We start from the raw sequence: 15,474 nt of genomic DNA on the forward strand, positions 1-15,474 counted from the left end.
GACGGGCAGGACGTCTCTGACGACCAGGAACGGGAAGAGCGGCGACGAATCCGGCGCCGGCGCAAGCTCCGGCTGAAAGCCGCCCTGCTCGGACGCTCCAGAGGCGGACAGACCAGCAAGATCCATTGTGCCGGCGACCGGAAGTGCCGCCCGCTGGCGTTCATCCTGACCGAGGGACAAGCCGCCGACAGCCCGCAGTTCATCCCCGTGCTGAAGAAGGTCCGGGTTCGGGTGCCGGTCGGGCGTCCCCGCACCCGGCCCGACGCTGTCGCCGGCGACAAGGCCTACTCGTCCCGCGGCAACCGCGCACACCTGCGGAATCGGCGAATCAAGGCGGTCATCCCGGAGAAGAAGGACCAGGCTGCCAACCGGAAGAAGAAGGGCAGCAAGGGCGGTCGGCCCGTCGGCCACGACGCCGAGCTCTACAAGCAACGGAACACCGTCGAGCGCCTGATAAACAAGCTGAAGGCCTGGCGCGGCATCGCCACCCGGTTCGACAAGACCCCCGAGAGCTACCTCGCCGGCCTCAACCTTCGAGCCTCGATGATCTGGATCGACGATCTCCTGCCGACCATTGACTGATCACGACATCACACAGGCCCTAAGAGTGGCTAACACATTACTTGGACGCGCCTGTAGGTGATCACGCAGCAGGCGAGCGCCTCCAGGCCGCATACGATCAGGCCGCCGCCGACCAGCTCGCGTTCCTCGCCCAACGCCAGCCCAAGCAGCAAGCCCGTAACACCTGCACGCTGCGGGCGGCCACCAGTTGGTGGTCGCCCGCAGCGTGTTCTCTCAGTCCTTGAGCGCGGTGTCCAGGTATGCCTGCACTGGCTCGAAGACCCCGTACGGGACGTATTCAGGGATCTCTGCAAGCGCCACCCACGCCAGTGCGTCCAGCTCTCGTGGGTCACCGACAGCAGCGGTGCCGCTGACGATCTTGCAGACCGTGTACGACATCCACCGGCCAGTCTCCGGGTGGACGCGCTCGCCGAGGATCTTGATGGCGGCCACGTTCAGCCCCGCCTCCTCCGCGGTCTCGCGGACAGCCGCTTCCTCGGGAGACTCGCCGGGCTCGATCTTGCCTGCCGGGAACTGCCACGAGAGCTGGCCCTCGCTGACCCGGCGCCGGACCATCAGCACCCGACCCTCTCGGGTCACGATCGCGGCAGCGACACCTGGCCGTCCGTCTGAAGCCGGGAGCATCGGCTACTTTCTCTCCGCCGCTGAGGCCGCCACGGGGCGGAGCAGGTCGAGGACGTGAGTCCAGTTGTACTTGTCGCGGCCCCCGCCGGCCTTGGGCTTGTGGGGGACGTAGTCACCGATCAAGACGCCCATCGACCGGAGCCGGGCCAGGCTCTCCGCGTACGCGGGGTGGGCGGCCTGGGCGGAGTTGACGTAGGGCTGGACGGCCACGGGGATGCCGAGACCGTAGGCGTCGCAAAGGATGCCGAGTGCGAGGGTGTCGGAGATGCCGGCGGCCCACTTGTTGATGGTGTTGAACGTAGCCGGGGCGACCGCGATGGCGTCGGCCGGCGGCAGCGGTTGGGGGATGCTGGGGGTGCGCCAGGCGGAGCGGATCGGGTAGCCGGTCTGGGCTTCGATGGCTTCCTGATCTATGAATCCGAGCCCGCTCGGGGTCGCGATCACGCCGACTCCCCAGCCCTCGACATGGGCAGCGGTGATCAGCTCGCCCACTCCGTCGGCGATGCCCGACGCGCAGACGACGACGTAGAGGAACGGCTCGCGGTGCTCGGTCAAACCTGGACTCCCAACTCCTGGCAGAAACGGCGAAGTTCCGGGACGGCGCCGCGCCGGTCGCGAGCAGCCATGTCACCGGCCAGCTCAAGCACGCTGGGCCGTCGGCGGATGTCCTCCGAGGCACAGCTCTCCGCGATCCTGAGCGCTTTGTATCCCTCGGCCAGTCTGCCCTGCTGGCTGTAGGCCCGTGCAGCCTCCACCCACAGTGCCGCCCGGCGCTCGGGGACCGGGATACGCCTGCGCATCAGCGGCTGGGCGGCTTCTAACGCCGCTCCGGCGTCGCCCAGAACGACCGAGGCGCTCACCGAGTGGAGCGCGACGTTGGTCGGACTGAAGTTTGCCCAGGCTTCGGGGCTGTCGAGGTCGACGTAGCGCGCGACCTCCTGGGCCTCGGTGAGGAACTCGGCGGTCGTGGCGCGGTCGCCGCCGGCGCTTGCGGCCGTCACCCCGCGAAGGAGCATGAGCCCCAGCGCGGCGAGGTACTCGGGCGGGCGCCGGTCGTAGCTGCGGAGAGCTGGTCGGCGGTGTGCCGGATGAGGGTTACGGCGGGCGCGGTGTGCCGGTCGCGCGCGAGGACGTGCGCCTGGACGCGGACGCTGGAGGCCGTCACGACGGGGTCGGCGCTCCGTTCGGCCTCGGCCATGGCACGGCCGACCGCCAGCCAGGCGTTGCCGTGGTCGCCGAGCTTGAGCAGCAGGCTCACCGCGGTCTGGTAGGCCGTCGCGAGGAGGCCGGACAGGACCTGGTCGCCGCCACGGACGGCGTCCTGAGCCTGGCGAAGGTCGGCGATCAACGACGGCAGCGCGCCTTCGAGTTCGGCGTACCGGCAGGTGTAGAAGAGCCTCCGGGCCTGGGAGAGCCGGGCCGCGAGTGCGGCCTGGGGTTGTGGCGCGTGCTCGGCTGGAACAGGTCCAGGCAGCAGCGCCTGGACCAGCTCTATCCCCACGCGGGGACGGGGCGTCGGGGTCGCGAGCGCGGCGACGCTCGCGGCCAGGAAGTTGCGACGGTGCATGTCGTCCGTCCTGCTGTCCGCACTGGCCAGGCGGTCGGCGCCGACGAGGTGGTCCATGCCCTCCGATCAGAAGGCCGCCATCGTCCTGTCCATTCCGGCGGGCGAGATCACCGCTGCCGAGGCCGCCAGGTCCGCGGGAGTCACCGGGCAGGCCATCAGCAACTGGAAGCGCCGCTTCATCGAGGCCGGTTGCGGCGGACTTGAGGCGACCTCGGACCCGCAGGCCAGTCGAGAGGCCGAACTCCGTGAGGAGATCGCCCGGTTGAAGGGTGCTCTGGGCGACTCCTACCTGCAGCTGCAGGCCATCCGCCAGTCGATGCGCCTGCGGCCGGGCCCGCCCGCGCCCCCCTCGGCGGGCGCGGCAGGGGCGAGGCGCACGCGCTCGGCCAGGCGCGTCTCAACGGCGTGGTGCCGGCGCAGCGTTCCGCCTCCGGGGCCTGACGGCCCGGTCCCGGCGCTCCGGTGCCCCCGATGCGGCGCCGGAGCGGTGGCGTTTCCGGCCCGCGCGTCCGGGGTTGCGCCCGAGGTGGGTCCTGGCGGGTCCTGGCGAGTCCTGGCCGACCGGGTTGCTCATCCGATCATCAAAGGTATCTGCTCGGATTCCGCGCCATTCTGGCCGATATTTTTCCTCTTTATTATCCGACAAACCTTGACGCTTGTGAATCTTTTCCAAAATTCCTCGCTTCGCCTTCCAGGCGCCGTTAGTATCGGAACGATTGCTTTCGGTGACCGTTCGGTACCGGACCGCGAAGGGGGTAGCCGTGAGTGGGAAGCTGCGTGCCGTGCTGCGTCGTGTCGCCTACCCGACCCTGCTGGTCACCGTCGTGTCGATATCGGTCGCCGCCCTGCGCTGGCGCTGGGACCTCGGGCGGACCAGCCTGCTCTTCCTGCTCGGCACCATCGGCTGTCTGACGGCCCTGGAACAGTTGATTCCGTACGAACCTGAGTGGCAGCCGACCATCGGCGAATGGGGCTGGTACGGCGTCTACTTCGTCCTGACGATGATCGGCGGGGCGCTGGCGCAGCTGCCGGTGACGGCCGCTGTCGGGTGGTTGGCGCCGCCGCATCCGACGCTGCCGCTCTGGGCGGAGATCCCGGCGGCGCTGCTGCTGGGCTCGCTGGCCAACTACCTGGTGCACCGCTGGAGCCACTCCAACCCGTGGCTCTGGCGGCTGCACGGGGTGCACCACGTGCCCGGGAAGGTCAACGTCGCCAACAACGGCGTCAACCACGTCGTCGACGTGCTGGTCACCCAGGGAACGGTCCAACTCTCCCTCGCGCTGGCGGGTTTCTCGGCGGAGTCGGTGTTCGTGGTCGGTCTCTTCGTGGTCGCCCAGGGCTATTTCGTGCACGCCAACGTCGACGTCCGGCTCGGCGTGCTCAACCATGTCTTCGCCGGCCCGGAGCAGCACCGGCTCCACCACAGCGCCGACCTGGCGGAGGCCGGCCACTTCGGCTCCGACCTCTCCGTCTGGGACCACGCCTTCGGCAGCTTCACCTGGCGGCCCGGCCGCCGGCCGGCCGTGGTGGGGCTGCAGCACCCGTCCGAGTTCCCGCGGACGGCCGAGGTGATCACCAGTCATCTCCAGCCCTGGCGGCGACCGGTGCGCCCGGTCCGGGTCGACGACTCCCCGGTCTGACGGCCCGCCGGTCCTCCCCGCCGGTCCTCCCCGTTGTGCCGGCCCGGGCGGGCTGCCCCGCCGAAGTCCATCCGTCCGTGCTCTCCCCGTTCCCTCGGCCTGCCCGCCCCGGCCCGCCCTCCCCGGCCTGCCCGGAGCCGGGCCACGGCCGCCGTCCCCATGCCCGCGCGGCCCTCCCTCGCCCGTGCCGCGCGCGCGAACGCAGCGACACAAGGACTCGACCATGACGGATTCATGCCTCGCCGCAGCCTCCGGCCCTTCTGATTCCCCGGCCCCCTCCGACACCGCCCGTCCCGCCCGCCCCGGCCGACCCGCTTCCACCGCCCGGAGTGCCCCGGCCGCCCCCGCCGCCCCGGCCGCCGACGGCCCCGAGCGGATCGCGATCATCGGCATCGGCTGCCGGCTGCCGGGCGGGGCCAACGACCACCGGTCCTTCTGGCAGAACCTGGTCGACGGCAAGGACTGCATCACCCCGACCCCACGCAGCCGGTACGACGTGGCCACCCTGGGCAGCCGGGACAAGGCCAGGCCGGGCCGGCTGGTCGGCGGCCGGGGCGGCTACATCGACGGCTTCGACGAGTTCGACCCGGCGTTCTTCGGGATCAGCGGCCGCGAGGCCGACCACATGGACCCGCAGCAGCGCAAGCTGCTGGAGGTGGCCTGGGAGGCGCTGGAGGACGGCGGGCAGAAGCCGGCCGAGCTGGCGGGCCGCGAGGTCGGCGTCTACGTCGGCGCGTTCACGCTGGACTACAAGATCGTGCAGTTCTCGGACCTCTCCTTCGAGACCCTGGCCGCGCACACCGCCACCGGCACGATGATGACGATGGTGTCGAACCGGATCTCGCACTGCTTCGACTTCCGCGGCCCCAGCGTCTCCCTCGACACCGCGTGCAGCTCCTCCCTGGTCGCCGTCCACCTGGCCGCCCAGAGCCTGCTGCGCGGCGAGACCGACCTCGCGCTGGCCGGCGGCACCCTGTTGCACATCGCGCCGCAGTACACGATCGCCGAGACCAAGGGCGGCTTCCTCTCCCCGGAGGGCCGCTCACGCACCTTCGACGCCTCGGCCGACGGCTACGTCCGCGCCGAGGGCGTCGCCGTGGTGGCGCTCAAGCGGCTCTCCGACGCCCTGCGCGACGGTGACCCGGTCCATGCCGTCGTCATCGGGAGCGGGGTCAACCAGGACGGCCGGACCAACGGCATCACCGTGCCCAACCCGGACGCCCAGGTCACTCTGATCGAGCGGGTCTGCGCCGAGGCCGGGATCGCACCCGGCAGCCTCCAGTACGTCGAGGCGCACGGCACCTCCACCCCGGTCGGCGACCCGATCGAGGCGAACGCCCTGGCCCGGGCGCTGGCGATCGGCCGCCGCCCCGGCGACGCCTGCTACGTCGGATCGGTCAAGACCAACATCGGGCACACCGAGTCCGCCTCCGGCCTGGCCGGGCTGATCAAGTCCGCGCTGGCGCTCAAGCACCGGCTGATCCCGCCGCACATCAACCTGGAGACGCTCAACCCGGCGATCGACGCGGCCGCGCTGCCGTACCGGATCCCGACCGAGCCGACCCCGTGGCCCGCGCACCAGGGCCCGGCCAGGGCGGGCGTGAACTCCTTCGGCTTCGGCGGCACCAACGCCCACGTGCTGCTGGAGGCCGCCCCCGAGCCCGAGCCCGAGCCCGCGCCCGAGCCGGAGCCCGTCCCGGCGGGGCGTCGGCCGCCCGGGTACACCGTGCTGCCGCTCACCGCCCGGGACGCCGCCGCCCTGCCCGAGCTGGCCGCCGGCATCCGGGGCGAGCTGGCCGGTGTCCGCGGCGGCGTCCCGGCCCGGCTGGCCGACCTCGGCCACACCCTGGCCCACCGCCGCCAGCACCTCGACGCCCGGCTCTCCGTGGTGCACGACTCCCGCGAGTCGCTGGACGAGGCGCTCTCCGCCTACCTGCGCGGCGAGCCGCACCCCCGGGTGCTGACCGGCCGGCGCCGCGAGGCCCGGCACCGCCGGCTGGCCTGGGTCTTCACCGGCACGGGCCCGCAGTGGTGGGCGATGGGCCGGCAGCTGTTCGAGGCCGAGCCGGTCTACCGGGAGGCCGTCGAGGCCTGCGCCGGGCACCTCGCCGAGCTGACCGGCTGGTCCCTCGTCGAGGAGCTGGCCGCCGACGAGACACACTCCCGGATGGCCGAGACCTGGCTCGCCCAGCCCGCCAACTTCGCCGTCCAGGTCGGCCTGGCGGCGCTCTGGCGCAGCCGCGGCGTCCACCCGGACGCGGTCGTCGGCCACTCCACCGGCGAGGTCGCCGCCTTCTACGAGGCGGGCGTCTACGACCTGGCCGACGCGGTCAGGGTGGTGGTGCACCGGAGCCGCCTCCAGCAGAAGCTGGCGGGCACCGGCGGCATGCTGGCCGTCGCGCTCCCCGAGGCCGAGGCGGTCCGCCGGCTCCGCCCGTACGGCGGCGCGGTCTCGGTGGCCGCGGTCAACAGCCCCGCCTCGCTCACCCTCGCCGGGGATACGACGGTGCTCGCGGAGCTGGCCGCGGCGCTCACCGCCGAGCAGGTCTTCGCCCGCCCGCTGGCCGTCGAAGTGCCGTACCACAGCGCCCGGATGGATCTGATCAAGGACGAGCTGCTGGAGTCGCTGGCCGACCTCAGGGCCCGCCCCGCCCGGGTGCCGCTCTACCTGACCGGCCGGGAGGGCATCGCACACGGCACCGAGCTGGACGCCGCCTACTGGTGGCGCAACGTGCGCGACGGCGTCCGCTTCCAGCAGGCGGTGGAGCGGCTCGACGACGACGGGTTCAGCCTCTTCCTGGAGATCGGGCCGCACCCGGTGCTGGGGCGCGCGATCCAGGAGACGGTGGCGGCCCGGCCCGCCGACGCCGACCGCCCCGAGGTCTGCACGCTGGCCTCGATCCGCCGCCAGGAGGACGAGCAGGCGGCCTTCGCCACCTCGCTGGCCGCCCTGCACAACCTCGGGGTCGAGCTCGACTGGTCGGTGCTCCAGCCCGCCGGGCGGCCCGTCCCGCTGCCGCGCTACCCGTTCAGGCGGGACCGGCACTGGGTCGAACCCCGGTCGGTCGAGCAGGTCCGGCAGGGCCGGCTGGACCACCCGCTGCTCGGCCGCCGCCTCGCCGGTGCCGAGCCGGCCTGGGAGGCCCGCCCGGACGCCGAGGCACTGCCCTACCTGGAGGACCACCGCATCCAGGGCCAGGTGCTCTTCCCTGCCGCCGGCTACCTGGAGATGGCCGTCCAGGCGGTCCGCGCGCTGACCGGCGGCGCCGATGCCGCGCTGGCCGGCATCGAGCTGCGCAAGGCGCTGTTCCTGCCGGACGACGAGAGCCGTGCCGTCCGGTTCACGCTCTCCGCCGAGAACGGCGCCTTCACCGTCACCACCACCGGCCCCGGCGAGGGGCAGGAGCGCACCGTCCACGCCGCCGGCACCGTCCGCCCCGGCCAGCGCCGGCGCCGCCCCGGCCACCGGCTGGACGCCGGCGCCGTCCGCGACCGTGCCGTCCGGCACCTGGCCGGCCCCGACTGCTACACCGCGCTGGCCGGGCTCGGCTACCACTACGGCCCGGCCTTCCAGGGCATCCACGAGGTCTGGATCGGCCCGGGCGAGGCGCTGGCGGCCGTCCGGCCGACGGCGGCGATCGCCGGGCAGGGCGCCGGCCACCAGGTGCACCCGGTGCTGATGGACGCCTTCTTCCAGACCCTGCTGACACCCCAGCTGCTGGTGGAGGCCCAGGCCGGCACCGGGATCAGGCTGCCGTTGGCCATCGACGAGGTCCGGCTGGACGCCGTGGGCGAGCGCCCGCTCTGGGTGCACGCCACCGTCACCCGCGACGGCGGGGACGAGCTGGTCGGCGACATCGCGGTCTACGACGAGGACGGCGTGCCGCTCGGCGGGATCACCGGTTTCCGGGCCGCCGACGTGGAGAAGGCCTCCACCGCCGTCGGCCTCGCCACCATCGACGGCTGGCTCGCCGAGCCCGTCTGGACGGCGCTGCCGGACGGGCCGGACACCTCCGAGCCGCTGTCCGGACACCCCGACCACTGGCTGCTCCTCGCCGACGCCCAGGGCGTCGCCGAGGAGCTCGCCGCCCGGATCGCGGCCCGCGGCGGCGACTGCACCCTCGTCCGCCCGGGCAGCGACTACCGGCCCGCCGGCGACGGACGGCCGGCCACCGTCGACCCCGGCTCCGGTGAGGACCTCCGCCGGCTGCTGTCCGACCGGCGGGCCGCGGGCGCCGCCGACCCGGCCGTCGTCGTCCACCTCTGGAACCTCGACCGGCCCGCGCTGGCCGGGGCGGACCACGCCACCGTGGCCGGGCACACCGGCGCCGGCGCGTACAGCCTGATCGCGCTGGCCGCCCTGCTGCCCGCCGAACTGCCCGACGCCCGGCTGCACATCGTCACCCGCACCGCCCAGGCCACCACGCCCGGCGAGCCGGTCGAGCCGCTCGGCGCCCCCGCCTGGGGCATCGGCCGGGTACTGCGCCACCAGGAGCTGCCCGGCCACCCCGGCAAGCTGGTCGACCTCGGCCCGGCCGGCGACCCCGCCGAGGAGGCGGCCGCGCTGCTGTGCGAGTTCGGGCTCGCCGACGAGGACGAGATCGCCCTGCGGGCCGGTCGACGGCTGACCAGCCGGCTGCGCCCCGCCGAGGGCCTGACCGGGCCGCTGCCGCCCAGCCTGCGCCCGGACGGCGCCTACCTGGTGACGGGCGCCTTCGGGGCGCTCGGCCGGCTGCTCTGCCGCACCCTCGTCCGCCGGGGCGCCCGCCGGCTGATCCTGGTCGGCCGCAGCCCGCTGCCGCCGCGCGAGCAGTGGCGCGGCCTCGACCCGGCGAGCCCGGCCGGCCGCAACACCGCCTTCCTGCGCGAACTGGAGGCGCTCGGCGCCCAGCCCGTCCCGGTGCCGCTGGACGTCACCGACGAGGCGGCGCTGGGCGCCTGGCTCGCCGGGTACCGGGCGCTGGAGTCGCCGCCGATCCGGGGCGTCTTCCACCTGGCCGGGCAGGTCCGCGACACCCTGGTGCCGGACCTGGGCCGCGAGGTGTTCGACGCCGTCCACGGACCCAAGGTGCTGGGCGCCTTCGCCCTGCACCGGCAGCTCGCCGACGAGCCGCTCGACCACTTCGTGCTGTTCGCCTCGATCGCCTCGCTGCTGACCACCGCCGGCCAGACCAACTACGCGGCGGGGAACGCCTTCCTGGACGCGCTGGCGCACCACCGCCGGGCCCTGGGCCTGCCCGCGCTCAGCCTTGACTGGGGCCCGTGGGCCACCGGGATGATCGAGGAGCTCGGCCTGATCGACCACTACCGCAACAGCCGCGGCATGAGCTCGCTCGCGCCCGAGGCCGGGATGGCCGTGCTGGAGCGGGTGCTCGGCCAGGACCGCGCGCAGCTGCTGGTCGCCACCGTGGTCGACTGGCCGGTCTTCCTCTCCTGGTACCCGGCCCCGCCGCCGCTGGTCGCCGAGCTGGCGGCCGCGGCCCGGGCGAGCGCCCCGGCGCCGCAGCACGGCAGCCTGCTGGAGGCGCTGCGGGCGGCCGGGGAGGAGGAGCGCCGGGCGCTGCTCACCGAGCGGTTCACCGCACTGGCCGCCGCCGTGCTGCGGGTGCCCGCCGAGCAGGTCGGACCGGCCACCGGCCTGAGCGGCCTCGGCCTGGACTCGCTGCTCGCGATGGAGCTGCGGGCCCGGCTCAACACCGAGCTCGGCACCGCCCCGCCGGTGGTGGCGCTGCTCTCCAACGCGCCGGTCGCCGAGCTGGTCGACCGGCTGCACGCGGGCCTCGCCGAGCTGATCGAGGAGGACGGCACGGGCGCCGCCGGCGCCGGGGTCGTCCGGTACGAGGACGAGTCGAGCCATCCGCTGACGCAGAACCAGAAGGCGCTCTGGTTCCTCAAGCAGCTCAACCCGGACGGCTTCGCCTACAACATCGGCGGGGCGGTCGAGGTCCGGGTGGAGCTGGAGCCGGAGCTGATGGCCGCCGCCTTCCGGGCGATGGTCGAGCGCCACCCCAGCCTGCGGGCCAACTTCGTGCTCGACGGCGGCCGGGCCGTCCAGCGGGTCGCCGCCGCGGCCGAGCCGGACTTCGGGGTTTTCGACGTCGAGGGACTGGACTGGCCGGAGGTCCACGACCTGATCGTCCGCGAGTACCGCGAGCCGTACGACCTGGAGCGGGACCCGCTGGTGCGGTTCCGGCTGTTCCGGCGCGGCCCGGCCCGCTGGGTGATCATGAAGGCCGTCCACCACATCATCTCGGACGCGATCTCCACCTTCACCTTCATCGAGGAGCTGCTCGCCGTCTACGAGGGGCTGCGGCGGGGCCGGGCGCCCGAGCTGCCCCCGGTCGGCGCCCGCTACCTCGACTTCCTCAACCGGCAGAACGCGTTCCTGGCCGGCCGCGAGGCGCCGCGGATGCTCGACTACTGGCGCTCGCACCTGCCCGCCGAGGTGCCGGTCCTCAGCCTGCCCACCGACAAGCCGCGCCCGGCGGTGCAGACGCACAACGGCGCCTCCGAGTTCTTCGTCCTGGACGAGGAGCTGAGCGCCCGGGTGCACGCGCTGGCCCGCGAGCACAACGTCACCGTCTTCATGGTGCTGCTCAGCGCCTACTACCTCCTGCTGCACGCCTACTCGGGCCAGGACGACATCGTCGTCGGCAGCCCGGTGACCGGCCGCACCGACGAGGAGTTCGCCGGCGTCTACGGCTACTTCGTCAACCCGCTGCCGCTGCACGTCTCGCTGGCCGGCGCGCCGACGGTGGCCGAGCTGCTCGCGCAGGTCCGCACCACCGTGCTGGGCGGCCTGGACAACCAGGAGTACCCGTTCGTGCTGCTGGTGGAGAAGCTCGGGCTCCAGCACGACCCGAGCCGTTCCGCGGTCTTCCAGGCGATGTTCATCCTGCTCCACCACAAGGTGGCCACCGAGAAGTACGGATACCGCCTGGAGTACATCGAACTCCCGGAGGAGGAAGGGCAGTTCGACCTCACGCTGTCCGCCTACGAGGACGAGGCCGAGCGCCGCTTCCACTGCGTCCTCAAGTACAACACCGACCTCTTCCTGCCGGAGACCACGGCCCGCCTCGCCCGGCACTACGTCAACCTGCTGGACGGCCTGACGGCGGCCGCCGCCGACCACCCGGCCACCGGGCTGGAGCTGCTCGGCCGGGAGGAGCGCGCCCTGGTGCTCCGGCGGTGGAGCGGGGCCGAACGGCGGGTCGCGCACGAGGAGCCGGTGCACGAGCTGATCCTGCGGGCCGCCGCCGAGGACCCGTCCGCACCCGCGGTCGCCGCCCCGGCCGAGTCCGGGCCGACCGCGCGGATGGACTACGGCGAGCTGGCCGGGCGCTCCCGGCGGGCGGCCGCCCGGCTGCGGGCGCTCGGGGCGGGGCCGGGCTCGGTGGTGGGGCTCTGCCTGGAGAAGTCGCCGGAGCTGATCACCGCCCTGCTGGCCGTGCTCCGCACCGGTGCGGCCTACCTGCCGCTCGACCCGGGCCACCCCGCCGACCGGCTGGCCTACATGGTGGAGCACGCCGGGGCCGGGCTGCTGATCGGCGACCCGGAGCGGCTCGCCGGGCTGCCCGCGCGGGTCGTCGCACCCTCCGAACTCGACCGGCCGTCCGCGGGGTCCGAGGCGTTCGAGGCGTTCGAGGACGCGCCGGCCGACCTCGACGCCCCCGCGTACGTCATCTACACCTCCGGCTCCACCGGCCGCCCCAAGGCGGTGCGGGTCTCCCACCGCAACCTCGCCTCGGCCTACCAGGCCTGGCGCGGCGAGTACCGGCTGGAGACCGACGCCCGGGTCCACCTCCAGATGGCCGGCACCTCCTTCGACGTCTTCACCGGGGACGTGGTCCGTGCGCTCTGCTCGGGCGCCACCCTGGTGCTGGTCGGCCGGGAGCTGCTGTTCGACACCGCCCGCCTGTACGAGGTGATGCGCACCGAGCGGGTGGACGCCGCGGAGTTCGTCCCGGCGGTGGTCCGCACGGTCGTCGGCCACTGCGAGCGGTCCGGCCTGCGGCTGGACTTCATGCGGCTGCTGGTCGTCGGCTCGGACGTCTGGAAGGTCGAGGAGTACCAGCGGCTGCAGGCGCTCTGCGGCCCGCGGACCAGGCTGGTCAACTCCTACGGCCTGACCGAGGCCACCATCGACAGCGCCTACTTCGAGGGCCCGGCCGACGGGCTGGAGCCCGGCCGGATGGTCCCGATCGGGCGGCCGTTCCCCAACAGCGCCTTCTACCTGCTGGACGAGCAGGGCCGGCCCGTCCCGCCCGGCGTGCCGGGGGAGCTGTGGATCGGCGGCTCCGGGGTGGCGCTCGGCTACGTCGGCGACGAGGAGCAGACCGCCCGGCGCTTCGTCACCCTGCCGGTCGGCGGGGAGGACGGCACCGAGCCGGTCCGGCTCTACCGCACCGGGGACCTCGCCCGCTGGGACACCGGGGGCGGGGTGCACCTGCTCGGCCGGGCGGACTCCCAGATCAAGGTGCGCGGCCACCGGATCGAGCTCGGCGAGATCGAGACCCGGCTCGCCGAATGGCCCGGGGTGGAGCGGGCGGTGGTCACCGTCCGGCCGGACGGGAGCGGCGACAGCGTGCTCTGCGCCTACTGCGTGCCGGCCCCCGGCGAGGCGCTGGACCGCCGGGAGCTCCGCCACCACCTGGCCGGCCACCTGCCGACCTTCATGATCCCCGCCCACTTCACCGAGCTGCCCGCGCTGCCGCTCACCCCCAACGGCAAGGTGGACGTCGCCGCGCTCCCCGCCCCCCGGGCGGACGCCGCCGGGCAGGCCGCCGAACCGCCGGTCACCCTCTACGAGGTCCGGATGGCCGAGCACTGGCGGGCGCTGCTGGGGATCGGGGAGCCCGGCCTCCAGCACGACTTCTTCGAGTGCGGCGGCAGCTCGATCAAGCTGATCGAGCTGATCCACGGGCTGCAGGGAGAGTTCAACATCAGCATCCCGGTGAGCCAACTGTTCAGGGTGACCACCCTGCACGGGATGGCGAAGACGCTGGAGCACATCATCACCGGCCGGATCGAGGGCGCCCAGCCGTACCTCTGGTTCAACCGTGAGCAGCAGCAGACCCTCTTCTGCTTCCCGCCGGCCGGCGGCCACGGCCTGGTCTACCGGCAGTTCGCGGCCCACCTGCCGGAGTACCGGCTGGTCGCCTTCAACTACGTCGCGGGCGACGACAAGGTCGGCCGCTACGCCGACCTGATCGGGACCATCCAGCCGGACGGGCCCTGTGCCCTGCTCGGCTACTCGCTCGGCGGCAACCTCGCCTTCGAGGTGGCCAAGGAGCTGGAGCGGCGCGGCCGGGCGGTGCCCAACGTCGTGATCATGGACTCGCACCGGATCCCGGAGTCCTTCACCCTCGGCGACGAGCACGTCCGGGCCTTCGAGCACGAGCTCGCCGAGCACCTCCAGCGGCACACCGGCTCGGACATCCTCGCCCAGGAGACCCGCGAACAGGCCCGGGACTACCTGCGGTTCTGCAGCCGGACGCCCAACCTCGGGGTGATCACCGCGCTGGTCAGCGTGATCTCCGACGACGCCAAGGTGGCCCTCCACGCGGCCGGGCAGCACGGCGCCTGGCACGGCAGCTCGGCCACCGGGACGGCGGTGTTCCGGGGCTTCGGCACCCATGCCGAGATGCTCGACCACGGGTACATCGAGCGCAACGCCGGGCTGGCCAGGGACATCCTCGCCGGGGGTGCCGTCCATGCGTCCTGAAACCACGGACCCCCGGGCCGCGCAGGCCCCGGCCGGCCGTCCCGAGGCCGCCGGCACCCGGCTGCCGCCCCCCGGCAGCCCCCCACGAGAGGCGGACCTCCCCATGCTCCGGCAGCACCGGCCGCTGGCCTACCCCTTCGAGCCACTCGGCCTCGAACTCCACCCCCGGTACGCCGAGTTGCGTGATCAGCCGCTGGCCAGGATCCGGCTGCCCTACGGCGACGGCGCCTGGCTGGTCACCCGGTACGAGGACGTCCGCACGGTGCTCGCCGACCCGCGCTTCAGCCTCGCCGAGGCGATGGGCCAGGACCAGCCCCGGATGCGGCCGGTCGCCCGCACCGGCGCCGGCCTCTTCTCCACCGAGCCGCCCGAGCACACCCGGCTGCGCTCGCTGGTGGCGCGGGAGTTCAGCGCCCGCCGGGTCGAGCGGCTGCGCGCCCGGGCCGGGGAGCTGGCCGGGGAGCTGGTCGACGCCATGGTCGCGGCCGGTCCGCCGGCCGACCTGGTCGAGGACTTCGCCATCCCGATGCCGACCACCATCATCTGCGAGGTGCTCGGCATCCCCGCCGAGGACCACCGGATGCTCTGGCACTGGGCCGAGACGGTGCTCTCCGCCGTCACCCCCGGCGAGGTGCTCGCCGAGGAGGGCCGGGCGTTCATCGCGTACATGGCCGGGGTGCTGGACCTGCGCGGCCGCGAGCCCGGCGAGGACCTGCTGACGGTGCTCGTCCGGGCCTGCCGCGAGCAGGGCCTGATCACGGAGGAGGAACTGCTCTCGATCGCCTGCGACCTGCTGATCGCCGGCTTCGTCTCCACCACCAACCAGATCGGCAACTTCTTCCACCAACTCCTGGTCAACCCCGAGGAGTTGCACCGCCTCCGGGAGAAGCCCGAGCTGATCCCGAAGGCCGTCGAGGAGCTGATGCGGTACGTCCCGCTGCTCACCGGCTTCAGCCTGCCCCGGTACGCCACGGCCGACGTCGAGCTGGGCGGGGTCGTCGTCCGGGCCGGTGACGCGGTGATGATCGCCACCGCCGCGGCCAACCGCGACCCGGACGTCTTCGAGGAGCCGGAGCGCCTCGTGCTGGACCGGCCGGGCAACCCGCACGTCGGCTTCGGCCACGGCGTGCACTACTGCATCGGCGCCCACCTGGCCCGGCTGGAGCTCCAGGTGGCCATCGGGACGGTGCTGGACCGGCTGCCCGGCCTGCGGCCGGCCGTCCCCGAGGACGAACTGAACTGGAAGGCGGACGCCATGGTCAACGGCCTGCAGGCGCTCCCGGTGGCGTGGTGACGGACCGTCAGGAAATGCCAAGGACGACGAGGAAGGCCAGGGA

The 15,474-nt window shown here is 73.5% G+C and carries 6 protein-coding genes and 1 pseudogene; 4 read left to right on the forward strand and 3 right to left on the reverse strand.

What is annotated here, in order from left to right; translation table 11 throughout:
- A partial coding sequence (locus tag C2142_RS21115; protein WP_148644917.1) for an IS5 family transposase occupies nt 1-582 on the forward strand: 582 nt, incomplete at its 5' end.
- 213 nt (nt 583-795) lie between these two features.
- Here C2142_RS21115 and C2142_RS21120 read toward each other — a convergent pair.
- From C2142_RS21120 to C2142_RS21130, 3 genes and pseudogenes are all read right to left on the reverse strand, one after another.
- Nucleotides 796-1,206 carry an NUDIX hydrolase gene (locus C2142_RS21120; RefSeq protein ID WP_148644101.1) on the reverse strand — a complete coding sequence of 137 codons (411 nt, stop codon included), beginning with the start codon at nt 1,204-1,206 and terminating at the stop codon, nt 796-798.
- 3 nt (nt 1,207-1,209) lie between these two features.
- The gene (locus C2142_RS21125; protein WP_148644102.1) at nt 1,210-1,761 is read right to left on the reverse strand and encodes a flavoprotein; all 552 of its coding nucleotides are present in this window, start codon (nt 1,759-1,761) and stop codon (nt 1,210-1,212) included.
- Nucleotides 1,758-2,794 (reverse strand): annotated as a pseudogene (locus tag C2142_RS21130) (transcriptional regulator); the annotation flags it as partial. The pseudogene C2142_RS21130 and the gene C2142_RS21125, both read right to left, overlap by 4 nt.
- Nucleotides 2,795-3,534: 740 nt before the next feature.
- Between C2142_RS21130 and C2142_RS21135 the strand changes: the two are divergent.
- The 3 genes from C2142_RS21135 (at nt 3,535) to C2142_RS21145 (ending at nt 15,431) form a co-directional block, all read left to right on the forward strand.
- Nucleotides 3,535-4,413 (forward strand): sterol desaturase family protein, encoded by an 879-nt coding sequence (locus C2142_RS21135; RefSeq protein ID WP_241002703.1) that lies wholly within the window; start codon nt 3,535-3,537, stop codon nt 4,411-4,413.
- A gap of 223 nt (nt 4,414-4,636) precedes the next feature.
- Complete coding sequence (locus tag C2142_RS21140; RefSeq protein WP_148644105.1) at nt 4,637-14,137, forward strand: non-ribosomal peptide synthetase/type I polyketide synthase; 9,501 nt, start codon at nt 4,637-4,639, stop codon at nt 14,135-14,137.
- Nucleotides 14,127-15,431 (forward strand): cytochrome P450, encoded by a 1,305-nt coding sequence (locus tag C2142_RS21145; RefSeq protein WP_346766389.1) that lies wholly within the window; start codon nt 14,127-14,129, stop codon nt 15,429-15,431. Before C2142_RS21140 ends, C2142_RS21145 begins: the two co-directional genes overlap by 11 nt.
- Nucleotides 15,432-15,474: the final 43 nt, after the last annotated feature.

This window comes from Streptomyces sp. CB01881, from assembly GCF_002953255.1.
Lineage (GTDB): Bacteria > Actinomycetota > Actinomycetes > Streptomycetales > Streptomycetaceae > Kitasatospora.